The organism is Nocardia sp. NPDC003269, assembly GCF_042888005.1.
Classification (GTDB): Bacteria; Actinomycetota; Actinomycetes; order Mycobacteriales; family Mycobacteriaceae; genus Nocardia.
In genome coordinates, this window is the sequence record NZ_JBIAPA010000001.1 from 2073508 (window position 1) to 2097805 (window position 24298).

A 24298-nucleotide genomic window follows, 5' to 3' on the forward strand; every position below is an offset into this window, starting at 1 on the left:
TCAGCGTGACGTGGGCGGTGCGATCTGCCAGTGCTGGTTCAGCGCGCCCGCGATCTCGGGCAGCACGGTGACCGGGATCCGCTTGGCGCGCAAGATCTCCCGGATCTCGGTGACCTGCTCGCGTTTGCGCATGTCGTAGGCGCCGGCGACCGGGCGCACCACCGGCGGGATGGACAGCAGGACCAGCTCGTCGGCCGAGCCGCCGTTCAGGTCCAGCGCCAGCGCCCAGCGGGACCGCTCGTCGAGGGTGAAGCGCCCGGCGACGACGCGATCCCACGGCACGGTCGCCGACCGGAACGGCGTCCTGGCGTAGATGGCGTGCTCGGTGAGCTCGACGACATCGCGCACGAACAGCGCCGCGCCCGCCGCCACCCCGGCGATCGCGCCGACGAGCAGGCCGGTGATCACCCGGTTCACCCCGAACATCGCCACGAACAGCCCGATGACACCGGTGGTGACCAGCACCCCGATCAGGCAGTAGAACAGGCTCCGACCAGCGGGCACGACACCGGCACGCACGACCGCCATGCGAAACCTCCCTCTCACGAACTCGCGGCCCACCCTAGCGGGGTGGGCCGCGCCGGGTTCACGACCCGAGCGATACCGCCGCTTCGGAGGTCTCGACGAGGAAGGTGAACGTCTCCTGGAAGTAGAGCTGCACGGTCTCGGCGTCGTGGCTGAGGTAGCCGATCGACAGGTCCTGGCCCAGCGCCAGCTCGAAGTCGCCGCCACGGGTGGTGAGCGCGAAACCGCCGGTGATCGCGGGCGCCCAGATGATCTCGCCGTCGATCAGCCGCTCGATGTGGGTGCGGATCGGGTGACCGTGATCGGAGGTCTCGCTGACCTGCGTGTACAGCTCGGCGCTGAGCACCACCGAGTACGGGCCCTGCACACCGGCCAAGCGCAGCCCGGTGAGCGCGCGCGAGATCGCGTCGGGGATGTCGACGACATTGCTCGGCAGGGCGACCGGGGCGTTGGAGGCGGCGTCGCGGATGCCGGTGATGCCGGCCGCGGCGTAGCTCTCGAAGATCGCGCGGTCCTCGGCGAAGGCGATCTTCTGGGCGGCGGCCTTGAGGGTGTCGAAGTCGGCGTCGCCCGCGCCGCGCTCGATGTCGTCGAGTTCGCTGCGCTTCAGGGTGAACGGCACCCGGAGTTCGACCAGCGGCTGCACCACGCGCTGGTGGGCGACGACACCGTCGTCGGGCGAGGAGATCGCGGTCAACCTGCCGCGGTTGCGCGCCGAGTACGCGACCCCGTGCGGACCCGAGACGTCGACGACCCGGCGACCGGCGATATTGCGCTTGAACGTCCGGGTGGCTTCCTCTTCGATCTGCGCCCAGGCCTCACCGGTGATCGGCGCGAGTTCGCGATGCAGGTTGTTCATCAGTTACTCCTCTTCATCGAGCCGATGGCGAGCGAGCCGTCCGAGCCGGAAGCGGCGGCGTCGGCCCGTTCCACAGGGGTGAACACGGGCAGCGAATCGGAAATTTCTTCGGTGGCAACGGAGTCGGGGGCGTCCGGCAGGTCGTCGAGGAAATCGACGGTGGGCGTGAAGAACAGGGTGCCGGTGACTGCGAAGGAGAAGTCGAGGATGCGGTCGTAGGCCGCCTCGCCGGTGCCGAGGAACATCCGTTCCAGCATGCGCTCGGTGACGCTCGGGGTGGCGGCGTAGGCGATGTAGTAGGTGCCGAACTCGCCCTGGCCGACGGTGCCGAACGGCATGTTGGCGCGCACGATCTGGCGTTCGGTGCCGTCGGGGTCGATCAGGGTGTTCACCGCGACATGGGAATTGGCCGGCTTGATGTCGTCGGGCAGTTCGTAGTCGCCGAGCTTGGTGCGCCCGATCACCCGCTCCTGCTCCTCGATCGAGAGCGCGTTCCACTGGTCGAGGGGGTGGGTGTACTTCTGCACGATGACGTAGCTACCGCCGGTGAAGTCCGGGTCCTCGGCGCCGATCAGCGCCGCCGAGGCGGCCGCGCCGCCCTCGGGATTCTCGGTGCCGTCGACGAAACCGAGCAGGTCGCGCTGCTCGAAGTACCGGAAGCCGACGGTCTCGTCGACGACGGTGGCGGCGCCGCGCAGGCGCTCACCGATCGCCATGGCGAGTTCGAAGCAGGCGCCCTGGGTCTCGCCCTTGATGTGGAACAGCAGGTCGCCCGGAGTGGTCGGTGCGCTGTGGACCGGCCCGTTGTAGCCGGGGAATTCGTGCAGCTCAACGGGTTTGGGTCCGGTGAAGAGCCGGTCCCAGGCCGTCGAGCCGATCGAGGTGATGCAGGTCAGGCCCTCGCCGGGCACCCGGAAACCCACCGAACGGCGCAAACCGGAGATATTCGACAAGAGGTCGCGGACCGCCGACTCGCCGCCCTCGTCGATGGTGGCGACGAGGAAGATGGCGGCCGGCGTGAGCGGTTCGAGGATCGGCTGTGGCTCACCCATGCCGTCCAGAGTAGAGCGCCGCGCGGACAGGTTCGCGGCACGCCCTGGCGTGTCAGCGACCCTCAGGCAACCCTTATTTGGCGACTGTCAGCAGAAACGCCACGTCATCGATGGCTTTGACGCTGTGCCGGGCGCGCGGGACCACGATGAGATCGCCCGCCGAACCCTTCCACTCGTCGGTGCCCGCGATCAGCACCAGCGTGCCGCTGAGGACCTGGATGGTGGCATCGCCCGCGTTGTCGTGCTCGGCCAGGCTCTGGCCCTCGGTCAACGCGACGACGGTCTGGCGCAGCGCATGGGTGTGGCCGCCGATGACGGTCTGCGAACTCCGGCCACTCGTCGAGGTGGCCGCCAGCTTGAGCTGTTGGCGGGCCACCGCGGTCAGCGATTTCTTGTCCATGGCATAGCGCCTTTCGCAGGCTCTCGCGGGGCTTGGTATCTGGGAGTATGCCCGAGACCGTGCCCGCGGTCGGGCGTTTTGCCAGACCGTTAGCCAGGCGTTGTCAGCGCCGGGTGTAGCGGCGAATGCGGTAGCGGAGACCGGTTTTCGATTCCTGCCACGGGGTTTCCGGCGCCTGCCACTCCGGGCCGATGACCGGGGCGAACGCGTCGCCCGCCACCCGCGTGTCGACCTCGGTGACCAGCAGCGTTGTCGCCAGGGGGAGCGCGGCGCGGTAGATCTCGCCGCCGCCGGCCACCCAGAGATCACCCGGTCCGGCCAGGGCCAGCGCGTCGGGCAGCGAGGCGGCGCGTTCGGCGCCCTCGGCCGCCCAATCGGTCTGGCGGGTGACCACGATGTTGCGGCGGCCGGCCAGCGGACGGTAGGCCGCGGGCAGCGAGTCCCAGGTGCGCCTGCCCATGATCACCGGATGACCCATGGTGGTGTCCCGGAAATTGGCCATGTCCTCGGGGAGGCGCCACGGGATGGTGTTGTCGACGCCGATGACGCCGTCGGCGGCCTGCGCCCAGATCAGGCCGATCTGTCCGCTCACACCGCCACCGGCGCCTTGATGGCCGGGTGGTGCTGGTAGCCGGTGAGCTCGATGTCGTCGTAGGTGTAGTCGAACAGGCTCGCCGCCGGGCGCAGGTGCAGCGTCGGGAACGGGTAGGGCTCGCGGCCGAGCTGCTCGCGCGCCTGCTCGACGTGGTTGTCGTAGATGTGCACGTCGCCACCGGTCCAGATGAACTCGCCCGGCTCCAGCTCGGTCTGCTGGGCCACCATCAGGGTGAGCAGCGCGTAGCTGGCGATATTGAACGGCACGCCGAGGAACAGGTCGGCGCTGCGCTGGTAGAGCTGGCAGGAGAGCTTGCCGTCGGCGACGTAGAACTGGAAGAAGGCGTGGCACGGCGCCAGGGCCATCTTGTCCAGGTCCGCCACGTTCCAGGCCGAGACGATCATCCGGCGCGAGTCCGGGTCGGTGCGCAGGGTGTGCAGCACCTGGGTGATCTGGTCGATGTGGGTGCCGTCGGGCGTCGGCCAGGAGCGCCACTGCACGCCGTAGACCGGGCCGAGCTCGCCCTTGGCGTCGGCCCACTCGTCCCAGATGGTCACGCCGTGCTCCTGCAGCCAGGACACGTTGGAATCGCCGCGCAGGAACCACAGCAGCTCGTAGGCGATCGACTTGAGGTGGACCCGCTTGGTGGTGATCAGCGGGAAGCTCTCGGCCAGGTCGTAGCGCAGCTGATGACCGAAGATGCTGCGGGTTCCGGTGCCGGTGCGATCGGCTTTGGGGGTGCCGTTCTCCAGCACGTGCCGGAGCAGATCCTCGTACTGCGTATCAGGGGTGGCCACGCCTGGCGATTCTACGGTGCGCGGCACCTGGCAAAGTCTCCGCGTATGCGCAAGCTCTACGTGATCGGCATCGGTGCCGGTGACCCCGACCAGGTGACGATGCAGGCGATCAAGGCCATGCGACACGCCGACGCCTTCTTCGTCATCGGCAAGGGCGCCGAGAAGCGGGAACTCGTCGAGGTGCGCACCGCGATCCTGGCCGAGCACGTTCCCGGCCCGCACCGGATCATCGAGATCACCGACCCGCCGCGCGACCGCACCCCCGACGACTACGCCGGTGTCGTGCGGGACTGGCACGAGCGCCGTGCCGAACTGCTCGAGGCCGCCTTCGCCGAGGTCGACGGGGTCGGCGCGATCCTGGTGTGGGGCGACCCGGCGCTCTACGACAGCACCCTGCGCATGGTCGAGCACGTGCTGGCCCGCGGCCGCGCGGAGTTCGACTACGCGGTGATCCCGGGCGTCACCAGCGTCGCCGCGCTGGCCGCCCGGCACCGCGTTGTGCTGCACCGCATCGGCGAACCGGTCCACGTCACCACCGGACGCAGGCTTCGCGAAGAGGGTCTGGGCGCGGGCTCCACGGTGGTGATGCTCGACGGCGACTGCGCGTTCACCGAGGTCCCCGGTGACGACGTGCACATCTGGTGGGGCGCCTACCTCGGCATGCCCGACGAGACCCTGATCGAGGGACCGCTGCGCGAGGTCGAGCAGCAGATCGTGGCCCGGCGCGCGGAGCTGCGCGCCGCCAAGGGCTGGATCATGGACGTATACCTCCTGCGCGGCCGATGACCGATAAACTGGCCGGGTGCCCGAGCTACCCGAGGTAGAGGCGCTGGCGCAGTTCCTGCGGGATCATGCCGTCGGCGCGGTGGTGGGACGAGTCGACGTGGCCGCGCTGAGCGCGGTGAAGACGTTCGACCCGCCGGTCACGGCGCTGTCCGGACGCGATGTCACCGGGGCGGGGCGCTGGGGCAAGTTCCTCGGGATGGATTGCGGCGGGCTGTGGTTGATCACCCATCTGTCGCGGGGCGGCTGGCTGCGCTGGGTGGACGAACCGAATCCACTGCCGCCCAAGCCGGGCGGGAAATCGCCGCTGGCCCTGCGGGTGCACTTCTTCACCCCGGAGGGGGCGACGCCGTCGATCGACCTGACCGAGGCGGGGACGAAGAAGCGGCTGGCGGTCTACGTCGTCGACGATCCGAAGGCGGTGCCCGGCATCGCGCGGCTCGGACCGGACGCGCTGGCGGTCACCGAGGACGAGTTCGCGGCGTTGCTGGCGGGCACCTCGCAGCGGATCAAGACCGCGCTGGTCGACCAGACGCTGATCGCCGGTATCGGCAACGCCTACTCCGACGAGATCCTGCACACCGCCAAGATCTCGCCGTTCGCGAATACGAGAACACTGGCGGCGGACAAGGTCTCGCAGCTCTACACCGCGATGCGCGAAGTCCTGCTCGACGCGGTGCAGCGCTCGGTCGGGCAGGACGCGGCCCGGCTGAAGGGCGAGAAGCGATCGGGCATGCGGGTGCACGCGCGCACCGGGCTGAAGTGCCCGGTCTGCGGTGACACCGTGCGCGAGGTGTCCTACGCGGAGCGCTCGTTCCAGTACTGCGCCACCTGCCAGACCGGCGGCAAGGTGCTCGCCGACCGGCGGATGTCGCGGCTGCTCAAGTAGGGCTCAGCGGTCGCGCCACGCCTCCAGCAGGCGCAGCCAGAACTCGCTGACGGCGGGAAACGACGGCACGGCATGCCACAGCGTCTCCAGCGGCACTCGGCCGACCACCGCGATGGTCGCCGCGTGCAACTGCTCGCCCATGTCGGGACCGACGAAGGTCGCGCCGAGCAGGCGGTCCGAGGCGGTGTCGACGACGAGTTTCGCGCGGCCGCGGAAATCGTCGCGGGACAGCGACGAACCGGCCACGGCGATATCGATCTCGACGGTGCCGACCGCGTGCCCGGCGGTGCGCGCCTCGTGTTCGGTGATGCCGACGGAAGCGAGTTCCGGTGCGGTGTAGACGACCTGGGGCACCTGCTGGTGGTCGGCGCTCGCGGTGAACCGGGGCCGGTCCAGCGGCCTGCCCTCGGCGCGCGCGGCGATGACGTCACCGCACACCCTGGCCTGGTACTTGCCCATGTGGGTCAGTGCCGCACGGTGATTCACGTCGCCGACGGCGTAGAGCCAGTCGCCGGGCACCCCGCGCACGGTCAGCTGGTCGTCGACCTCGACATAGCCCGCGGGCAGGCCGACGGCGTCGAGGCCGAGCCCGGCGGTGGCGGGGGTGCGGCCGGTGGCGACGACGAGTTCGTCGACCTCGAGTTCGCCGTCGTCGAGGACCAGGGTGACCGGACCGCCGTGGATGCGGCCGACACCGGTGTCGGCGGGGTCGCGGCGGGAGATCAGCGACGGTTCGGTGTGCAGCCGCACCGTCACGACGCCGGTGTCGCGCAGGCCGCGCAGCACCAGCTCGGAGGCGAACGGTTCGGCGCGTGGCAGCAGGCGATCGCCGCGGACCAGCAGCGTCACCTCCTCGGCGCCCAGCTCGGCCAGCCAGGTGGCCGCCTCGCAGGCGACGACGCCGCCGCCGATGATGGCGACCCGGCGCGGGACGACCGTCAGATTGGTGACGTCGCGGGAGATCCACGGCAGGGCCTCGGCGACGCCGGGAATGCGCGGAATGGTGGCGGTGGTGCCGGTGGCCAGCACGACCGCGTGGCGGGCGCGCAGGACGCGCACGCCGTCCTCGGTGGCGACTTCGACGAGCCGTTCGCCCAGCAGCCTGCCGGAGCCGCGCACCGGGTCGATGCGGGCCGATTTCGCCCAGTCGACCTGGGAACTGTCGTCGCGATCGTGGGTGAAGGCGTCGCGGCGGGCCAGCACGTCGGCCACCTGCGGGCCGCTCGCGGTCACCCCCGGCATCGCCCGGCTCAGGCCGAGGACCGCGCCGGAGCGCAACAGCGCCTTGCTGGGGATACAGGCCCAGTAACTGCACTCGCCGCCGTACAGCTCCCGTTCGACGAGCGCGGCGGTGCGGTCGCTGCCCGCGATGGCGTAGGCGGCGGCGTTCTCACCGGCCGGGCCGGCGCCGAGGACGACGACGTCGTATTCGGCGTCGGTCACTGCAGATAGCCCTCGACCTCACGCGGGGAACGCATCTCGGTGTCGTTGGGGGATTCGTCGGCGCCGGAGCGGGCGCGGCGCTGCCGCAACAGATCCCACGCCTGGTCGAGCATCACCTCCAGCTGGGCCAGCTGCTGGCGTTCGGCGACCGGGTCGATCTCGCCCGCGGTGGCCTTGGCGCGCAGGGCGTGCTCGTCGTCGACCAGTTGCTTGATCCGCGCCAGAATGTCCTGATCGTTCATGTGCTCACCACTTCGATGGTCGGAGGGGTAGTGCCCGAACAGCGACCCGCACCGGGTCGGGGTCCATGCTACGACCGTGCCGGGTGGCGGCGCGGCGATCAGCGGCGCTACCGGGGGAGATCGGGCCGGGCGGCGGCCAGGCAGTCGGCCGCGATCGGCACCGCGGCGGCCAGTTCGGCCCGGCTCGGCGCGGTGTAGCCGATGGCGACGCCGAACCGGTACTCCGCGCCGAGATGATGCCGGGCGAGGCCGTCGAGCAGGACGCCGCGGGCGCGGGCGGCGGCGATCGCGCGCTGCTCGGCGGCCGCGTCGGGGAGCTCGACCACCACGTGCGAGCCCGCGTCGTCACCGACCACCGGCAGACCGTGGCGGGCGAGCGCGTCGACCACCAGGGCGCGTCGCGGCGGCACCACCCGGCGCAGCCTGCGCAGGTGCCGGGCCAGGTCGCCGTGCCGGGCGAACTCGCTGAGCACCCGCTGGCCCGCGGGGCTGGGGGCGGTTCCGGTGTCGGCGCGGTGGGCGAGCACCGCGTCGGCGATCTCGGGCCCGGCGACGAGCCAGCCGACGCCGAGGGTGGTGGCGATGATCTTGCTGGTGGTGCCGAGATGCACGACCACGTCGGGCGCCATCGCGGCGAGCAGCGGCAACGGCGCTGTGTCGTAGCGCAATTCGCCGTCGTAGTCGTCCTCGATGACGAAGCTGCCGGTCGCCCTGGCGAATTCGATCAGCTCGACCCGGCGCGCGGCCTGCATCCGCGCGCCGAGCGGAAACTGGTGCGCCGGTGTGCAGTAGACCGCGCGTACACCGGCCGGGATCAGGTCGACGCGCAGTCCGTCGGCGTCGACCGGGACCGGCAGCACACGGATGCCCGCCGCCCGCAACGCGCCGACGGCCCGCTGATAGCCGGGGTCCTCGATCGCGACGGTGTCGCCGGGACGCAGCAGCGCCGAGGCCAGCTCGCCGACCCCCGCGCTGGTCCCGGCCGTGGCGAGCACCACCGAGGCGGTCCCGGCGGCCAGCCCGCGATGGCGCAGCAGGTGCTCGGCGACGGCGACCCGGAAGGCGGGTTCGCCCGCCCGGTCCTTGCGGGCATCGGCGGGTTGGTCGCCCGCCGCACGCCAGGCCCGGCGCCAGGCGGCCGGGTCGACGGCGTCCGCGCACGGCGCGCCCGGACCCAGATCGAGCAGGCCCGCGTCGGGATCGGTGTCGCCACCGGGGGCGGCGCGCGGTGGCGCGGCGGCGGGGGCGGTGCGCAGATAGGTGCCCGACCCGCGCCGCCCGGCGATCCAGCCTTCCGCGTGCAGTTGGTCATAGGCGGTCGACACCACCGCCCGGCTGACCCCGAGCCGCTGGGCGAGGGTGCGCGAGGACGGCAGCCGCTCGCCGACGCGCAGCACCCCGCCCGTCGCCGCGGCGCGCAGGGCATCGGCTACCTGCACCGATAGCGGTTCCGGCGCGGTCCGGTCGAGCGGAATCGGCAGATCGTCGAGCATCGCCCACCTCGAATTGGCCTGTTGATCTACTGCCGAAGTGGACCTGTCTGCGGTCCACTTCATCGGCGAAGCTCATCTTATGACCACGCACGAAAGCATCCGCACCCCCTTGTCGCCGACCCCGCGCAGCACTCTGACGCGGTCCAAGGAACGTGGCCGCGCCGACCGCGCCGAGCTCGACGCGGTGCTCGACGCGGGCCTGGTCTGCCACCTCGGCGTGCTGCTCGGCGGCTCGCCGGTGGTGCTGCCGACCGTCTACGGCCGCGCGGGCGACACCCTCTACCTCCACGGCTCCACCGGTGCGGGCAATATGCGCGCCGCCATCGGGACCGAGATCTCGATCGCGGTGACCCACGTCGATGGACTGGTCTACTCGCGCTCGGCCATGCACTTCTCGATGAACTACCGGTCCGCGGTGATCCGGGGCCGCGCGGCGCTGGTCACCGACGAGGCCGAGCGCGAGAACGCGCTGCGGGTGATCGTCGAGCACGCCGCGCCGGGCGCCTGGGACCGGGTGCGCCCGCCCAATCGCAAGGAGATGGCGGCCACCATGGTGCTCGCGCTGGATCTCACCGAGGCCTCGGTGAAGGTGCGGACCGGCGGCCCCAACGACGACGCGGCCGATATCGAGACCGGCGGCGTCTGGGCGGGGGTGCTGCCGCTGCGCCAGGTCTGGGGCGAGCCGATCGACGCCACCGATCTGGAACCCGGCGTCGCGGTGCCCGCCGATGTCGCGGCCCGGGTGACGCCGAGTCCGGTGATCGTCGGCTGAGGCGGCCTCAGCGCGGTGCCGCGCTCAGGGCCATCAGGTCCTTGGCCGACACCTCCGGCAGGTACGCCTTCGTCAGCGCGATCCCGATCCGCGGCAGGTCGGCCTCGTCGCGGTAGCACAGGAACACCGGTTCGTGGCGGGGCTGGAACTTCGCCTTGAACGTGTGCAGCGACCGGAATCCGTAGTACGGCTCCATGGCGGCGCCGAGTCCTTCGAGCAGTCGATCGATCGGCTCGGCGTCGTCGGTGCCCGCACTGCGCGCCAGCGGGGCGCCGGAGAGCGAAACGATCTCGGCGCCTTCCTCTTTGAACGTCTGGCAGGCCGAGGCGATGAGGAATTCGATGACCGGCCGGAAGCCGTCGGGCCGCCTGCGCATCACATCGAGGGTCCAGCCGCGGATCTCGCCGCCGGCGGCGTACACCGGCAGCCACGAGGTGACGCCGTGCACGCTGCCGTCGGTATCGATCGCCAGCCCGACCCGCACCTCGGGATCGAGCGCCTCCTCGACCCCGCCGAGCGTGAATCCCATTTCCGGCAGGCCCTTTTCGCCGACCCACTCCTCCGAGATCGCGCGCACCTGCGCCAGCACCGCGAACGGCTCCTCGGCGAGATGGACCATCCGGAAGGAGATGCCCTCCTTGTTCGCCTTGTTGATCGCCGACCGGATGTCCTGCCACGGTTTGCCTTTGAACTCGAGCTGCGGCAGGTCGACGATCGTGTCCTCGGCGATCTGCGCACTGCGCCAGCCGAGTTCGCCCGCCAGCTCGGCGACGGCGCCGGTGGTGGAGAACAGGCAGGGCACCAGGCCGTCGGCTTCGCAGCGGTCGGTGAAGCGGGCGAGGGTGTCGGGCAGCAGGTCCGGCGGGCCGACCGGATCGGTCAGCACGATCACCGTGCCCGCGTGCCGCTGGTAGGCGACGCAGCGTTCGCCGTCGGCGGCGAACCAGTACTTGTTCTCCGGCCAGGTGATCATCCACGACATGGTGCTGCCGCCGAAGCGGGCCAGCAGCGCGCGCGCCGCGGCGCCGGGCTCGGTCCCCGACAGCGCGCCGCCGGTGATCTTGCGCCGGTTGGGCACCCGGAACGCGCCGCGTCCGCCGTAGAGCAGGGCCACTTCGCCCGCCCACAGCAGCGCGGTGCCGACGGTCACCGCGCCGGTTGTGGCGTAGTCGGTACCCATGGCCACCCCGAGCAGCACCAGGGTGAGGACCACGTGCACGGTGCCGTAGCCGATCGCGATCCACCAGGCCCAGCGCCTGCCCTTGCGCAGCTGATCGGCGATCACCGCGATCACCGCGACGGTCACGATCGTGCTCCACAGCGAGCCGCGCTCCTCCCCGGTCGGGCCGAGCAGGCTGTCGGTCGGGAAGAAGTACACCAGCACCGAGACCGCGGCGATCAGCAGCAGCCCGATGAAGGCGAGCATCCGCATCTCGCGCCGGGTGCGCGGCCAGAAGCCGTGCTCGGTGGTGCTGAACAGCTTCTCGCCCAGCGGGAACCACAGCGCCACGGCGATCAGGTGCGTGAGGTCGGCGAAGGTCGACTCGAACAGGAAGGTGATCGACACGTGCGCCGCCAGCACGGCGCGCACCCGCAGCCGCCAGGGCGAGCGCAGCGTCGCCGAGGCCGCGGCGATCGCAGCGAGGGCCGCGGTGGTGAATCCGACGTCGCGGACCTCGGCCAGCCGATCCGCCCAGCCGAGATGGGTGTGTTGCAGCACCCCGACGAGGGTCGACGCGACGAGCACGCCGATCAGCTGGGCGCTGACGCAGACCAGCGCGGTGCGCGCGGTGCCGAGCCGCCACTCGGCCCAGCCCACCGCGAGCGCGAAAAGCACTGTCATGACGGCGTACTGGAACGGGGTGAGTCCGAAGAACCAGCCGGACACCGGGGTCCACCACTTGCCCTCGGTGAGCGGCGGCCAGCCGTAGGCGATGTCGGGGAACCAGGACCTGGCGTCGAGCCGCCGCCAGAGGCCACCGGTCGCGAGGCCGAGGAGGATCACCAGGACGAGGAAGCCGACCGTGAACGGCACTCGCCGGAGCACGGTAGCGGCGGTGGCGAGTGCGCCCGGCGGGGCGGGCGCGGTGGCAGCTGTGTCGTCGTCCATCGATCCACCCTTTGCTGCGAGTGCGCCACGCGGACGCGGTGAAGTCGTCTGTGTACCGTATGTCATCGTGGCCGCGCGCGGACCCGGGTCCGCGCGTCGAGGTGGCATCTGTGGAGGTCAGCGATGTCGAGGATCACCGATCTGTCGTTGCTCGCCGGATGGCTCCCGGTGACGCTCACCCTGCTCGGCGTCCTGGGTGCGGTGTGGTTGCTGTGTGCGCGGTCGCGGCGCTACCTCACGACGACGATGCCGATCGTGCTGCTGGCGGCCGCTGTGGTGACCGTCGCGCTGTACCTGTTCGTCGAAGAGGTGTGGCGGCCGTTCCCCGATCCGATCGCGGTGTCGGTGTACGCGCTGATCGGCGTGGGCGTGGCGGCGGTGCTGCTGGTGGTGCCGCGAATCCTGGTGCGCCGCAGGGTGTGGACCGCGATCGTGACCCTGCTCGCCGCGGTCGCGGTGCTGATGGCGGTCGGTGTCCGGATCAATCTCGTCTACGCGTCGTATCCGACGGTGGGTTCGGCCCTTGGCATCGACGACATCCAGCGCATCGACGCCAGCGCGCTGAGCCGGACCGCGGACGTGGTGAGCGGGCGGCCGCTGGAATCGGTGTGGACCGAGCCCGCCGGACTGCCGCCCGGCGGCAAGGTGCTGACCGCGACGGTGCCGCCGACCGAGTCGGGGTTCACCGCCCGCGCCGCCGAGATCTATCTGCCACCGGCCTATTTCGCCGATCCACGGCCGCTGCTGCCGGTGCTGGTCCTGCTCGCCGGTCAGCCCGGCGCGCCCGACGACTGGATCGTCGGCGGGCAGCTGGTCGAGACGATGGACGCCTTCGCCCGCGCGCACCACGGGCTCGCGCCGGTCGTGGTGGTCGCCGACGGCACCGGTAGTCAGCTGGCGAACCCGCTGTGCCTGGACTCGCGGCTGGGCAATGTCGCCACGTATCTGGCCGTCGACGTGCCCGCGTGGGTCCGGGCGAATCTCCAGGTCGATCCGGATCCACGCGCCTGGGCGGTGGGCGGACTGTCCTACGGCGGGACCTGCGCGCTGCAACTGGCGACCAACTATCCGCAGGTCTATCCCACCTTCCTCGACCTGTCCGGGGAGGACGAGCCGACGCTCGGTGATCGCAAGCGCACGGTCGACTCGGCCTTCGGCGGCGACACCGCCGCGCTGCTGCGGGTCAACCCGCTCGACCTGCTGCGCAGCCGGTCCTACCCGGACTCCGCCGGCGCGTTCGTGGTCGGCGCCGACGACGACATCTATCGCCCGCAGGTCGAGCGGATGTATCAGGCGGCGAAGGACGCCGGGATGGATGTCCGGCTGCGGGTGCTGCCCGGCGGGCACAGCTTCGCGCTGTGGTCCGCCGGGCTGCGCGATCAACTCCCGTGGCTGGCCACCAGACTCGGCCTCACGGGATAGCGGATCAGCAGGGCGGCGAAGGCGAGCAGCCAGCCGCTCCACAGCAGGTAGCCGACGAAATTGGTGAGCCCGGCCGCCTCGACGCCGAGCGGGACCAGCACGCCGGTCGCGACGGCGGCCGCGCCGAGGTAGCCGAGGACGGCGAACCAGCGGGGGACGCGATCGCGCAGCGCGTGGACGACCAGGACCGTCCACAGCGCGGTGAGGGTGTAGCCGGCGGTCTCGCCGAGGACAGTGCCGAGGACGGTGTTGGCATTCTCGAAGGTGTCGATCGCGGGGGAGCCGGGGCCCTCGGTGGCGACCCGGTCGGCGAGCCAGGGCACGAGCAGCGGCCAGCGCAGCAGGCCGACCGTCTGGACGATCGCGGCCGCGATGCCTACCCGCACGGCCCACCGCATGGTCGGTGCGTCGTCGAGTCTGCCGACCAGGACGGCCAGCGGGGCGAAGGCGCAGGCCGCGGCGGCGAGCAGGGTGAACAGCGCGACGACGGTGGTCTGCTCGGCGCGGAATTTCGCGAGCGCCTCGGTGGCGGGCAGCTGCAGGACGTCGGGGTAGTCGAACGACACACCCAGACCGGTGAAGGCCAGGTTCATCAGGAGCGGGGCCGCGATCAGCAGGGTGATGGCGGGCCATGGCTTGGTGCGCATGAGGTTTCCATTCTGGCTGTACGGGGTACAGGTAGCTGTACGGGGTACAGTCCATCGCATGCCGGAGGAGAAGTCAACAGGTCGGCGCGCCGCGGCCGGTGCGCCGCGGCCGACGCGGCGGTCGTTCACCGAGGGGCAGGTCGTCGACACCGCGCTCGACCTGCTCGACGAAGGCGGACCGAACGCCCTCTCGATCCGGGCCGTGGCCGGGCGGCTGGGGGTCAACCCGAACGCCGTGTACACCTATGTCGCCAGCCGCGCCGACCTGGAACGCGCGGTGATCGAACGGGTGCTCGCCGCGGTGCCGCTCGGCCCGCTCGTCGATCCCGGCGTGGAGTGGACCGCCGCGGTGATCCAGTTCGCCCTCGGCCTGCGGGACCAGCTGCTGGCACATCCGGCGGTCGCCACGCTGATGATGTCGGGTCCGATGGACGGCCCGGCGGCGCGCGATGTCGGCGAGGCGATGTTCGGCTGTCTGGCGCGCGGCGGGCTGCCCGCGCAGACCCGGGCGCACGGGGTGTACGCGGTGATCGTGCAGGTACTCGGCGCGGTCGCGCTCGAGGTCGCCGAGACCGACGGAAAGCCGCCGCTACCACCGGAATCCGAGCGGATCGCGCTGCGCAGGGCCGCCCTGGACGAGCTCGACGGCACCCGGTGGCCGCGCACGGCCGCGCACCTGGACGAGATCGCCGCGTGGAACTCGGTGGATCAGTTCGTGTGGGGGTTGCGGGCCTTGCTCACCGGGATGACGGCGAGCTGAGGGCGGGATACGCGGCGGACGCGTGCGTGGCCGGACACCGGTCCGGCCGGATTACCAACTCGCGGCGGATATTCCGGCCGTGGCGCAGGCCCGCGTGAGCGCGGTGCGCAGGGTCTCGCGGTCCGCGGCCAGGCTGACCAGCGCGAGGGTGTAGGTATCGCCGAGTCGGGACAGATACCCGGCGAGCCGGGTGCGAGGGAACTCGGTGATCCCCGGGTGGATCGCGCGCGCGGCGACGCGGTCGCAGCGGTGCGTGCCGACCGTGCGCAGGCTGTCGGGCAGCGTTCCGATATTGGAGCACAGGATGTCTCGCTCGCCGGCGCCCCGGCTGAGCGCGTTGGCCCAGCGGTCGGGGAGGACCTGGAGGATTTCCTCCGGCAGTCCCGCGGGGCTCGACATGCGGCGCAGGTAGGCGGTGCGGGCCTTGTCGCGGATCGTCGCGGGGGTATCGGTGCGGTCGATCGCGATCTCGGTCATCGCGAGGTCGTTGTCCACGCGCGGTTCGTCGCGGGTGTCGACCGGCAGGCTCGCGGCGATCTCCGGATGCTGGAATCCGGTCTCCCACAGAATGTTCGCCACCACGTGGATGAACAGGCTGTTGGGGGTTCCGCCGGTCGCGGCGGCGGTGGCGTCCCACTCGGCGGCGTCGAAGACCAGCAGCGTGCTGTGGACGGACCTGCCCGGCGACGGCTCGTGCGCAGTGGTGGCCTGAGGCCGGGGAATCCCACGGCGCAGGGCGCGTGCCGTGCCGCCGATGATGGTGGACCACTGGGCGCGGGCATCGGCCCAGTCCGATGCCGTTGCGAGTGCGTCGGGCAGGTCGTCGTCGATGGCGCCGAGTTCGCCGAGGGCGGCGTCGACCGCGTGGATGAGGCCGCGGGCATCGGCCAGCGCATGCGAACAGGTCAGGGCGACAACGGTTCCGCCGTCGTGCAGCGGCGCGCAGGACAGCCGCCAGCCCGGACCGAACTCCGGGTCGAGGTCGGTGCCGAGTGCGTCGGCCCACGGGAGGATCGCGTGCTCCGGTAGCGGGGCGCCTGCGCGGTCGAGGGGATGGGCCAGGGTGTTCGGCCGCCAGCCGCGCCGCGCACCGGGTACGCGGGCGTTGACCACCCGGCGGCCGAGGTCACCGACTCGCAGCCGATCGTGGATCCGTTGCAGCAGTGCGGGTTCCATCGCGTCCGGGATCCGCCAGAGCCCCTGGAGCGCGATGGGCGTGCCCATGCCGCGATGGGTGCGCAGGAAGATCTCGTCGACGACCGTGAGCCGGTCCATCACCGCTGGTCGGCGCTACCGTGCCTGCCCGCGCCCGCGGCGAAGCGGGCGGCGCCGTCGAGCGCGCCGCCGGTGAGCGCGGTCAGGCCGTGCTGGAATTCGATGCGCATCGCCTCGTCCTCGGGATGGCCGTGCTGCTCGTAGAGCGCGGCGCGGTCCGAGCGCAGACAGGTCTGCGGGAGGGCGGCCAGCTGGGCGGCCAGTTCCTCGGCGACGCGGCGGGCGTCACCGGTCGGGACGACCCGGGTGACCAGGCCCATCTGCAACGCCTCCGGCGCGCTCACCGGCCTGCCGGTGAGGATCAGGTCCAGCGCCCGGCCCTCGCCGATGATCCGGGGCAACCGCACGGTACCGCCGTCGATCAGCGGCACGCCCCAGCGCCGGCAGAAGACGCCGAAGGTGGCGTCCTGCTCGGCGATCCGCAGATCGCACCACAGCGCCAGTTCCAGTCCGCCCGCCACGGCGTAGCCGGCGACCGCGGCGATCACCGGCTTGGACAGCCGCAGCCGGGTGGGGCCCATCGGGCCGTCGCCCTCGACGGTGGCCTGATTGCTGTTCTCGGTGCCCAGCGACTTGAGGTCGGCGCCGGCGCAGAAGGTGCCGTGCTCGCCCCACAACACCGCCACCGAGGCATTCGGGTCGGCGTCGAACGCCCGGAAGGCGTCGGCCAGGGCGCGGGCGGTCGGGCCGTCGACGGCGTTGCGGGCTTCCGGCCGGTCCAGGATCACGGTGGTGACCGGGCCCGCGTGTTCGACACGTACTGACATCGTTCGACCATACGGCGGATCGCCCCTTGTGTGAAGGGGTGAATCGGTGGTTCACTTCTTCGTATGGTGTACCGCAGGACCCCGGCCGTGCAGGCCCGGCTCGACGCGCAACGGGCGCTGATCGTGCAGGGCGCCACCCGCGTGCTCTCCCGCGACGGCTTCGCCGGGCTCTCGATGGCCGCGGTCGCCGCGGAGGCGGGCGTCGCCACCGGCACGGTCTACAAGCAGTTCGAGAACAAGGCCGAACTGGTCGCCGCGGTCTTCGAGACCGTGGTCGCCCGCGAGGTCGAGGCGGTCCGCGCCGCGGTGGCCGAGGGCGATGTCCTGCAGCGGGTGAGCGCGGCGGTGGAGACCTTCGCCGGGCGCGCGCTCAAGAACCCGAAACTGGCGTACGTGCTGCTGGCCGAGCCGGTCGACGCGGCTGTCGACGCGCAACGGCTCGAGTTCCGGCGCGCGTTCGCCGCCGCGTTCGAAGCCGCGATCGCGCACGGCATCGCCGAGGGCCGCCTGCCCGCGCAGGACACCGCGATCAGCGCCGCCGCGCTCGTCGGCGCGATCGGCGAGGTGCTGGTCGGTCCGCTGGCCGCCGCGCCGCACGCCGAGACCGTCATCCCCGAATTGGTTGCTTTCGCCGTGCGCGCCCTGGGTGCGCGCCCGGAAACGTCGTAGTCGAAGGAGTTCCGGCCATGCCGACCCACGAAGTCTTCAATCAGGTGCCTCCGCTCGTCCCCTTCGACGCCGCGCGCAACCCCGCGCTGCTCGAGGGCCTGCACCGGGAGGGCGCGGGCTGGGCCGAGGCCGAGGTGCGCGAACTCGGCAGGCTCGCGGGCGATGTCGCCGCGCAGGACTGGGGCAGGCTCGCCAACGAGTACCCGCCGGTGCTGCACACCCACGACCGCTGGGGGCATCGCGTCGACGAGGTGGAGTTCCACCCGCACTGGCACGACCTGATGAATGTCGCTGTCGCGCACGGCCTGCACGGTTCGCCGTGGCTGGACGAGCGGCCCGGCGCGCACACTGCCCGCGCCGCCAAGTTCTACACCTGGGGCATCGCCGACGCCGGGCACATGTGCCCGATCTCGATGACCTACGCGGTGGTGCCCGCGCTGCGCCACAATCCGGAGCTCGCCGCGAAGTACGAGCCGCTGCTCGGTTCCCGCACCTACGATTTCGGCCTGCGTGAACCGTCGACCAAGGCCGGGCTCATCGCGGGCATGTCGATGACGGAGAAGCAGGGCGGCTCGGATGTGCGGGCCAACACCACCACCGCCACCCCGCAGCCCGACGGCGCGTACCGGATCGTCGGGCACAAGTGGTTCACCTCCGCGCCCATGTCGGACATGTTCCTGACGCTGGCCCAGGCGCCGGGCGGGCTGTCGTGCTTCCTGCTGCCGCGCGTGCTGCCCGACGGCACCCGCAACCCGATCCGCATCCAGCGGCTCAAGGACAAGCTGGGCAACAAGTCCAACGCGTCCTCGGAGATCGAGTACGAGAACGCCACCGGCTGGCTCGTCGGCGCCGAGGGCGCCGGCGTGAAGACGATCATCGAGATGGTCAACATGACCCGCCTCGACTGCGTGATCGGCTCGGCCACCGGCATGCGGCTCGGCGCGGTCACCGCCGTGCACCACGCCAGGCACCGGGAGGCGTTCGGCGCCAAGCTCATCGACCAGCCCGCCATGCGCAATGTGCTGGCCGACCTGGTGATCGAGTCCGATGCCGCGACCACGGTGATGATGCGCCTCGCCGGTGCCACCGACCGCGCGGGCAGCGACCCGGCCGAGGCGGCGCTGCGCCGGATCGCGCTGGCGATCACCAAGTACTGGGTGTGCAAGCGGGCGCCCGCGCACGCGGCCGAGGCGCTGGAATGCCTGGGCGGCAACGGGTATGCCGAGGAATCCGGCATGCCCCGGCTGTACCGGGAGGCGCCGCTCATGTCGATCTGGGAGGGGTCGGGCAATGTGGCCGCGCTGGACGCGTTGCGCGCCATGGGCCGTCAGCCCGAGACCGTCGAGGCGTACTTCGCCGAGGTCGGCCTCGCCCGCGGCGCCGACGCGCGCCTGGACGACGCGATCGACCGCGTCGGCAAGGAACTCAGCGACCTGTCCGACATCGAGTACCGCGCCCGCCGGGTCGTGGAACTGATGGCGCTGGTCCTCCAGGGCGCGCAGCTCGTGCGCCACGGTCACCCGGCGGTCGCCGACGCCTTCTGCGCGACCCGGCTCGGTGGCGACTGGGGCATCGCCTTCGGCACGCTGCCCGTCGGGGCGGACACCGGCTCGATCATCGAACGGGCCTTCGTCGACCTGGCCTGAGCCGCGTGGCGGATCGAGCGGACCGCCACCGGTGCGCCTGTCGACGACCGCCGACGGGCATTCTCTGTCGCCTAGGGTGATCCGGTGACCTCGACGAGCGACCTCCTGTCGGTGCGCGACCTCGCCCAGCGCGTTCCGGCGGCCGGCGTGCCGGGGCAGCGGTATCTGCTCGGCATCGCCGGTCCGCCGGGCGCGGGCAAATCGACGCTGGCGCACCGGCTGTGCGCCGAACTCGCCCGTGCGGGGCGGCGCGCGGTGGTGGCACCGATGGACGGTTACCACCTGCGCAACGCGGCGCTGCGCGCGCGGGGCGCGCTGGCGCGGAAGGGGGAGCCCGACACCTTCGACGCCGCCGGGTTCGTCGCCGACCTGCGCGCGCTGCGGCGGTCGCGGATCGGGGAACCGGTGCCGTGGCCGCTGTTCGATCGGGCGATCGACGAGCCGACCGCGGCCGGAGTGGTCGTGCGCGACGAGGACATCGTCCTCGTCGAGGGCAACTACCTGCTGCTCACCGACGCCGAAGCACCCGGGTGGGCGGCGGTGCGCGGGCTGCTCGACGCCTGCTGGTACCTCGACGCGCCCCGCGAGGTCCTCACCGAGCGGCTGCTGCACCGGCACACGGTCGGTGGTCGCACGCCGGCGCAGGCGAAAGCGAAGGTCACCGACAGCGATCTGCGCAATGCCGACCTCGTCGCGGGGAGCAGACCTCGCGCCGATCAGGTGCTGACGGCGGACGGCGAGGGCTATCGGATCGGCTAGCTGACTCGGCAGTGGTGGTCGGTCGCGGCCCGCTGTCGGCGCGTACGCGCGGAAATGGGCGCTCGGCGGGCAATCATGGAGCGATGACGCGACGGTGGCGGACCCGCATGCCCGGGCACGCGCTGCGCAACGCGGCGGCGGCCGTGTTCGCGCTGCTGCTCTACTACAGCGTGCCGGTGGGGTTCTTCTTCGACCTGAACGCGTGGCCGGGCCGGGTGATGGGGGTGTGCACCTTCATCGCCGGGATCATCGGGCTCGGCTGGCTGGTCTGGCGCCGGGTCGAGCACTTCCTGAACGCGCCGACCTCGGCGGGCGGACGGGTCGACGGTGTGCTGCTCGTGGTGTGCATCGTCTGTGTGGTCTTCTCGCTGTACTACTTCCGGCTCCAGCAGCTGCAACCCGGCCAGTTCCAGGGCCTGACGACGCGCACCGACGCGCTCTACTACACGATGGTCACCCTGGGCACGATCGGTTACGGCGACGTGCACGCGGTGGGTCAGGCGGCCCGTATCGCGACGATGGTGCAGATCGTGTTCGACCTGGTCGTCCTCGGCACGCTGATCTCCATCGCGACCAACAGCGTGAACACCCGGATCGCCGCCGCGGACCGCGCCGCCGCCGCCCGCGCGACGCCGGGCGCCGGCGTCAGCGACGATGGGCCCGATACCACTCGATGAGTTCGTCGGTCGACGAATCGCCCTGCGTCACCGGCTGCGCGGGCTCGCTGAGCAGCGGCATCAGCTCCAGCGCCTGCTGCTTGCCCAGCTCGACGCCCCACTGATCGAAACTGTCGATACCCCACACGGTGCCCTCGACGAACACCTGATGCTCGTAGAGGGCGATCAGCTGACCCACCGTCGACGGCGTGAGCTCCGGCGCCAGCACCGTGGTGCTCGGCCGGTTGCCCGGCATCACCTTGTGCGGCACCAGCTCCGGATCGGTGCCCTCGGCGGCGATCTCCTCGGCGGTCTTGCCGAAGGCCAGCACCTTGGTCTGTGCGAACAGGTTGCTCATCAGGATGTCGTGCATGCTGCCGGTGCCGTCGCGGGTCGGCAGGTCGTCGGTGGAGCGGGCGAAACCGAGGAAATCGGCCGGGATCAGCCGGGTGCCCTGGTGCAGCAGCTGGTAGAAGGCGTGCTGGCCGTTGGTGCCCGGCTCGCCCCAGAAGATCTCGCCGGTCGAGGTGGTCACCGGGGTGCCGTCGGCGCGTACCGACTTGCCGTTGGATTCCATCGTCAGCTGTTGCAGATAGGCGGGGAAGCGGGCCAGGTCGTTCGAATACGGCAGCACCGCGCGCGATTCCGCACCGAAGAAATTCGTGTACCAGACCCCGAGCATGGCCAGCAGCACCGGCCCGTTCTGCTCCAGCGGAGCCGTGGCGAAATGCCGGTCGACCGCGTGCATTCCGCTGAGGAATTCGGCGAACTGCTCCTTGCCGATGGTCACCATCACCGACAGGCCGATCGCGGAGTCGACCGAATACCGGCCGCCCACCCAATCCCAGAAGCCGAACATGTGCGCGGGGTCGATGCCGAACTCGGCCACCCGCTGCGCGTTGGTCGACACCGCGACGAAGTGCTTGGCGACGGCGTCCTCGCCGAGCGCGGCGACCAGCCAGCGGCGGGCCGCGGTGGCGTTGGTCAGGGTCTCCAGGGTGGAGAAGGTCTTGGAGGCGACGATGAACAGCGTCGTCGCCGGGTCGAGCCCGGTGAGCTTGGCGACCAGATCGCACGGGTCGACGTTCGAGACGAACCTGGCCTCGATGCCGGGATCGGTGTAGTGGCGCAGCGCGCGGTACACCATGTCGGGCCCGAGATCCGAGCCGCCGATGCCGATGTTGACCACGGCGGTGATGCGCTCGCCGGTCGCGCCGCGCCACTCGCCCGAACGCACCGAATCGGCGAATTCGCCCATCCGGCGCAGCACCTCGTGCACCTCGGCGTCGGCGTCGGCGCCGTCGATACTGAGCTGATCGCCGACCGGCAGCCGCAGGGCGATGTGCCCGACCGCGCGGTCCTCGGAGGTGTTGATGTGGGCGCCCGCGTACATCGCGTCGCGCCGCTCCGGCACGCCCGCGGTGCGGGCGAGATCGACGAGCAGCGCGAGGGTTTCGCGCGTCACGCGATGCTTGCTGTAGTCGATGTGCAGGTCGGCGACCTGCACGGTCAGGTCTTTGCCGCGCGCCGGATCATCGGCGAACAGTTTGCGCAGGTGTAGGGGTGCGACGCTGCGGTGGTTGTCCGACAGTGCCTGCCAAGCCGCCGACGCGGTGATGTCGCTGCTCACGTCAGCCGACATTACAGCGTCCGATGAAGTCCGGCGCCGCAGTTCGATGTGCGCTCACGGCCCGCGGCCTACGCTGACTCCCATGGTGTCCGAACGTGACGTACTCGAATTCGTACCGAAGGGTTTGTGGATCGGCTCCGGGCCGGTCGAGGCGACGGGCGGTGGCACCTTCGCGGTGCGCAATCCCGCCGACGGCTCGGTGATCGCGCAGGTCGCCGATGCCACGCCGGACGACGCGATGCGCGCGCTCGACGCGGCCGTCGCGGCGGGCGAGGCGTGGGCGGCGACCCCGTCGCGCGAGCGCGGCGAGATCCTGCGGGCGGTGTTCGAGCAGCTGACCGCGCGGGCCGAGGAGTTCGCGCTGCTGATGACCCTCGAGATGGGCAAGGCGCTGGCCGAGAGCCGCAACGAAGTGCGCTACGGCGCCGAGTTCTTCCGGTGGTTCAGCGAGGAGGCGGTGCGGGTGCACGGCCGCTACCTGCACGCGCCGTCGGGAACCGGCCGGATCATGGTGACAAAACAACCGGTCGGTCCGTGTCTGGCGATCACGCCGTGGAACTTCCCGCTGGCCATGGGCACCCGCAAGATCGGGCCCGCGCTCGCCGCGGGTTGCACGATGATCGTCAAGCCCGCCTCGGCGACCCCGCTGACCATGCTGGCGCTGGCCAAGCTGTGCAGCGAGGCCGGACTGCCCGACGGCGTGCTGTCGGTGGTCACGACCCAGCGTTCCGGTGCCGTCACCGGCCCGCTGATCGACGATCCGCGGCTGCGCAAACTCACCTTCACCGGGTCCACCGAGGTCGGTAAGAAGCTCGTCTCGGCGTCGGCGAACCGGCTGCTGCGCACCTCGATGGAGCTGGGTGGCAATGCCCCGTTCGTCGTGTTCGACGACGCCGACATCGACGCCGCGGTGGCCGGCGCGATGCAGGCGAAGCTGCGCAACGGCGGCGAGGCGTGCACCGCGGCCAATCGCTTCCACGTGCAGCGCGGGGTGGTCGCCGAGTTCACCGCCAAGCTGGTCGCCGCGATGACCGACACCGTGGTGCTCGGGCCGGGCACCGATCCGGCCAGCACCCTCGGTCCGCTGGTCAGCGAGGAGCAGCGGGAGATCGTCAGCGAGCTGGTCGACGACGCCGTCGACCAGGGCGCCCAGCTGCTGCTCGGCGGCAAGGCACCCGGTGGCCCCGGCTGGTTCTACCCGGCCACCGTCCTCGGTGACGTGCCCGCCTCGGCGCGCATCCTGCGCGAGGAGGTCTTCGGCCCGGTCGCCCCGATCGTCGCCTTCGATACCGAGGACGAGGGCGTCGCCGCCGCCAACGACACCGAATACGGCCTGGTCAGCTACCTGTACACGCGGGATCTGGACCGGGCGCTGCGGGTGTCGGAGGCGCTGGAGACGGGCATGGTCGGCGTCAATCGCGGCGTCATCTCCGACCCGGCCGCGCCGTTCGGCGGCGTCAAGGAATCGGGCTTCGGGCGCGAGGGCGGCATCGAGGGCATCGAGGAATACCTGAACACGAAGTACGTCGCGCTGACCTGAGACACGAAACCGCCCCGGGGATGGTGTCGCACCCGGGGCGGCTTTGTGGAGGCGGCGAACTGGTGGTCCGCCGCGTGGCTTGGTCGGTGCCTAGCGGCCGAGGCGACCTCGGCCGAGGCGGAGCAGGAGCATGGCGAGGGTGTGGCCCTCCTGGCCGAGCTCACTGAAGCGCTCGAGCACCTTCATCTCGCGGCTGTGGACCAGGCGCGGACCACCGGAGGCCATCCGGGTACGGCCGATGATCCGGGAGATCTCACTCCGGCGTTTGATCGCGGCGAGGATCGTGGCGTCGAGCTGGTCGATCTCGAGGCGGAGCTTCTCGATCTCCGCCTCGGATTGCGGCAGAGCCGAATCGGACCCGGTGGTCGTAGCAGGGGTGCTCATCATTCATCTCCTCGTGTCAGAACTTGGATCGGTGGGGCCGCACGGCCTGTTACCCGATCTGTTCCTTCACCCTGAAACTTTCCCGATGGGCGGTACGTGATCCCCCCGGGAGTGCGCAAATAGCCGCGCGCACCGCCACGATATCGGATCGTTTGCCGATCCGGGCATGCGGAGAAGCACTGG

General features: G+C 71.2%; 25 protein-coding genes. 10 read left to right on the forward strand and 15 right to left on the reverse strand.

Annotation, left to right across the window (positions count from 1 at the left end; genetic code table 11):
- The 6 genes from ACFYWJ_RS09465 to ACFYWJ_RS09490 all read right to left on the reverse strand — a co-directional run bounded on the left by ACFYWJ_RS09465 (position 1) and on the right by ACFYWJ_RS09490 (position 4228).
- Positions 1 to 528 (reverse strand): hypothetical protein, encoded by a 528-nt coding sequence (locus ACFYWJ_RS09465; protein WP_355273593.1) that lies wholly within the window; start codon positions 526 to 528, stop codon positions 1 to 3.
- Between the two features lie 58 nt (positions 529 to 586).
- On the reverse strand, positions 587 to 1384 hold the full coding sequence (locus ACFYWJ_RS09470) for a family 1 encapsulin nanocompartment shell protein (RefSeq protein WP_355273591.1): 798 nt from the start codon (positions 1382 to 1384) through the stop codon (positions 587 to 589).
- Positions 1384 to 2436: a Dyp-type peroxidase gene (locus tag ACFYWJ_RS09475; RefSeq protein ID WP_355273590.1), complete on the reverse strand. Its 1053-nt coding sequence runs from the start codon at positions 2434 to 2436 to the stop codon at positions 1384 to 1386. Before ACFYWJ_RS09475 ends, ACFYWJ_RS09470 begins: the two co-directional genes overlap by 1 nt.
- Before the next feature lie 73 nt (positions 2437 to 2509).
- Complete coding sequence (locus ACFYWJ_RS09480) at positions 2510 to 2836, reverse strand: cupin domain-containing protein (RefSeq protein WP_355273587.1); 327 nt, start codon at positions 2834 to 2836, stop codon at positions 2510 to 2512.
- 103 nt (positions 2837 to 2939) lie between these two features.
- Positions 2940 to 3428, reverse strand: a complete 489-nt coding sequence (locus ACFYWJ_RS09485) for a dihydrofolate reductase (RefSeq protein ID WP_355273585.1) — start codon at positions 3426 to 3428, stop codon at positions 2940 to 2942.
- Positions 3425 to 4228 carry a thymidylate synthase gene (locus ACFYWJ_RS09490; protein ID WP_355273582.1) on the reverse strand — a complete coding sequence of 268 codons (804 nt, stop codon included), beginning with the start codon at positions 4226 to 4228 and terminating at the stop codon, positions 3425 to 3427. The genes ACFYWJ_RS09485 and ACFYWJ_RS09490 overlap by 4 nt, the downstream gene beginning before the upstream one ends.
- Before the next feature lie 45 nt (positions 4229 to 4273).
- Here ACFYWJ_RS09490 and cobF point away from each other — a divergent pair, with 45 nt between their 5' ends.
- Both cobF and ACFYWJ_RS09500 read left to right on the forward strand, forming a co-directional pair.
- Positions 4274 to 5014, forward strand: coding sequence for a precorrin-6A synthase (deacetylating) (gene cobF, locus ACFYWJ_RS09495; protein WP_355273579.1), 741 nt, complete (start codon positions 4274 to 4276; stop codon positions 5012 to 5014).
- Between the two features lie 16 nt (positions 5015 to 5030).
- Positions 5031 to 5900 carry a DNA-formamidopyrimidine glycosylase family protein gene (locus ACFYWJ_RS09500; RefSeq protein ID WP_355273576.1) on the forward strand — a complete coding sequence of 290 codons (870 nt, stop codon included), beginning with the start codon at positions 5031 to 5033 and terminating at the stop codon, positions 5898 to 5900.
- A gap of 3 nt (positions 5901 to 5903) precedes the next feature.
- Here the strand turns inward: ACFYWJ_RS09500 and ACFYWJ_RS09505 are convergent, their stop codons facing one another.
- From ACFYWJ_RS09505 to ACFYWJ_RS09515, 3 genes are all read right to left on the reverse strand, one after another.
- The gene (locus ACFYWJ_RS09505; RefSeq protein WP_355273573.1) at positions 5904 to 7343 is read right to left on the reverse strand and encodes an NAD(P)/FAD-dependent oxidoreductase; all 1440 of its coding nucleotides are present in this window, start codon (positions 7341 to 7343) and stop codon (positions 5904 to 5906) included.
- Positions 7340 to 7585, reverse strand: coding sequence for a DUF2630 family protein (locus tag ACFYWJ_RS09510; protein WP_355273570.1), 246 nt, complete (start codon positions 7583 to 7585; stop codon positions 7340 to 7342). Before ACFYWJ_RS09510 ends, ACFYWJ_RS09505 begins: the two co-directional genes overlap by 4 nt.
- Before the next feature lie 107 nt (positions 7586 to 7692).
- Complete coding sequence (locus ACFYWJ_RS09515; RefSeq protein ID WP_355273567.1) at positions 7693 to 9078, reverse strand: PLP-dependent aminotransferase family protein; 1386 nt, start codon at positions 9076 to 9078, stop codon at positions 7693 to 7695.
- 79 nt (positions 9079 to 9157) lie between these two features.
- On the opposite strand from ACFYWJ_RS09515, the gene ACFYWJ_RS09520 reads away from it, so the two are divergent.
- Positions 9158 to 9850 carry a pyridoxamine 5'-phosphate oxidase family protein gene (locus ACFYWJ_RS09520; RefSeq protein WP_355273565.1) on the forward strand — a complete coding sequence of 231 codons (693 nt, stop codon included), beginning with the start codon at positions 9158 to 9160 and terminating at the stop codon, positions 9848 to 9850.
- 7 nt (positions 9851 to 9857) lie between these two features.
- On the opposite strand, the gene ACFYWJ_RS09525 is transcribed toward ACFYWJ_RS09520, so the two are convergent.
- Positions 9858 to 11960: a DUF2156 domain-containing protein gene (locus ACFYWJ_RS09525; protein WP_355273562.1), complete on the reverse strand. Its 2103-nt coding sequence runs from the start codon at positions 11958 to 11960 to the stop codon at positions 9858 to 9860.
- A 123-nt stretch (positions 11961 to 12083) separates the two neighbouring features.
- Between ACFYWJ_RS09525 and ACFYWJ_RS09530 the strand changes: the two genes are divergently transcribed.
- Positions 12084 to 13382 (forward strand): alpha/beta hydrolase-fold protein, encoded by a 1299-nt coding sequence (locus tag ACFYWJ_RS09530; protein ID WP_355273560.1) that lies wholly within the window; start codon positions 12084 to 12086, stop codon positions 13380 to 13382.
- Here the strand turns inward: ACFYWJ_RS09530 and ACFYWJ_RS09535 are convergent.
- Positions 13340 to 14029 carry a DUF4386 family protein gene (locus ACFYWJ_RS09535; protein ID WP_355273558.1) on the reverse strand — a complete coding sequence of 230 codons (690 nt, stop codon included), beginning with the start codon at positions 14027 to 14029 and terminating at the stop codon, positions 13340 to 13342. The genes ACFYWJ_RS09530 and ACFYWJ_RS09535 overlap by 43 nt on opposite strands.
- Before the next feature lie 58 nt (positions 14030 to 14087).
- Here ACFYWJ_RS09535 and ACFYWJ_RS09540 point away from each other — a divergent pair, with 58 nt between their 5' ends.
- Positions 14088 to 14789 carry a TetR/AcrR family transcriptional regulator gene (locus ACFYWJ_RS09540; RefSeq protein WP_355273555.1) on the forward strand — a complete coding sequence of 234 codons (702 nt, stop codon included), beginning with the start codon at positions 14088 to 14090 and terminating at the stop codon, positions 14787 to 14789.
- A 51-nt stretch (positions 14790 to 14840) separates the two neighbouring features.
- Here the strand turns inward: ACFYWJ_RS09540 and ACFYWJ_RS09545 are convergent, their stop codons facing one another.
- Entirely contained in the window at positions 14841 to 16064 is a 1224-nt protein-coding gene (locus ACFYWJ_RS09545; protein WP_355273552.1) for a hypothetical protein, read from the reverse strand.
- Positions 16064 to 16831 carry a crotonase/enoyl-CoA hydratase family protein gene (locus ACFYWJ_RS09550; protein ID WP_355273550.1) on the reverse strand — a complete coding sequence of 256 codons (768 nt, stop codon included), beginning with the start codon at positions 16829 to 16831 and terminating at the stop codon, positions 16064 to 16066. The genes ACFYWJ_RS09545 and ACFYWJ_RS09550 overlap by 1 nt, the downstream gene beginning before the upstream one ends.
- Positions 16832 to 16894: 63 nt before the next feature.
- Here ACFYWJ_RS09550 and ACFYWJ_RS09555 point away from each other — a divergent pair, with 63 nt between their 5' ends.
- The 4 genes from ACFYWJ_RS09555 to ACFYWJ_RS09570 all read left to right on the forward strand — a co-directional run bounded on the left by ACFYWJ_RS09555 (position 16895) and on the right by ACFYWJ_RS09570 (position 20582).
- Entirely contained in the window at positions 16895 to 17500 is a 606-nt protein-coding gene (locus ACFYWJ_RS09555; RefSeq protein WP_355273547.1) for a TetR/AcrR family transcriptional regulator, read from the forward strand.
- 17 nt (positions 17501 to 17517) lie between these two features.
- Positions 17518 to 19146: an acyl-CoA dehydrogenase family protein gene (locus ACFYWJ_RS09560; RefSeq protein ID WP_355273544.1), complete on the forward strand. Its 1629-nt coding sequence runs from the start codon at positions 17518 to 17520 to the stop codon at positions 19144 to 19146.
- 84 nt (positions 19147 to 19230) lie between these two features.
- A complete protein-coding gene (locus tag ACFYWJ_RS09565; RefSeq protein WP_355273541.1) occupies positions 19231 to 19905 on the forward strand; it encodes a nucleoside/nucleotide kinase family protein in 675 nt (224 codons plus the stop codon).
- An 83-nt stretch (positions 19906 to 19988) separates the two neighbouring features.
- Positions 19989 to 20582: a potassium channel family protein gene (locus tag ACFYWJ_RS09570; protein ID WP_355273538.1), complete on the forward strand. Its 594-nt coding sequence runs from the start codon at positions 19989 to 19991 to the stop codon at positions 20580 to 20582.
- Here the strand turns inward: ACFYWJ_RS09570 and pgi are convergent.
- Positions 20551 to 22191, reverse strand: a complete 1641-nt coding sequence (gene pgi / locus ACFYWJ_RS09575; protein WP_355273536.1) for a glucose-6-phosphate isomerase — start codon at positions 22189 to 22191, stop codon at positions 20551 to 20553. The two genes, ACFYWJ_RS09570 and pgi, sit on opposite strands and share 32 nt — an antisense overlap.
- Positions 22192 to 22273: 82 nt before the next feature.
- Between pgi and ACFYWJ_RS09580 the strand changes: the two genes are divergently transcribed.
- On the forward strand, positions 22274 to 23731 hold the full coding sequence (locus ACFYWJ_RS09580; RefSeq protein ID WP_355273534.1) for an NAD-dependent succinate-semialdehyde dehydrogenase: 1458 nt from the start codon (positions 22274 to 22276) through the stop codon (positions 23729 to 23731).
- Between the two features lie 90 nt (positions 23732 to 23821).
- Here ACFYWJ_RS09580 and ACFYWJ_RS09585 read toward each other — a convergent pair whose 3' ends face one another.
- A complete protein-coding gene (locus ACFYWJ_RS09585) occupies positions 23822 to 24115 on the reverse strand; it encodes a chorismate mutase (RefSeq protein ID WP_022566231.1) in 294 nt (97 codons plus the stop codon).
- Positions 24116 to 24298: the final 183 nt, after the last annotated feature.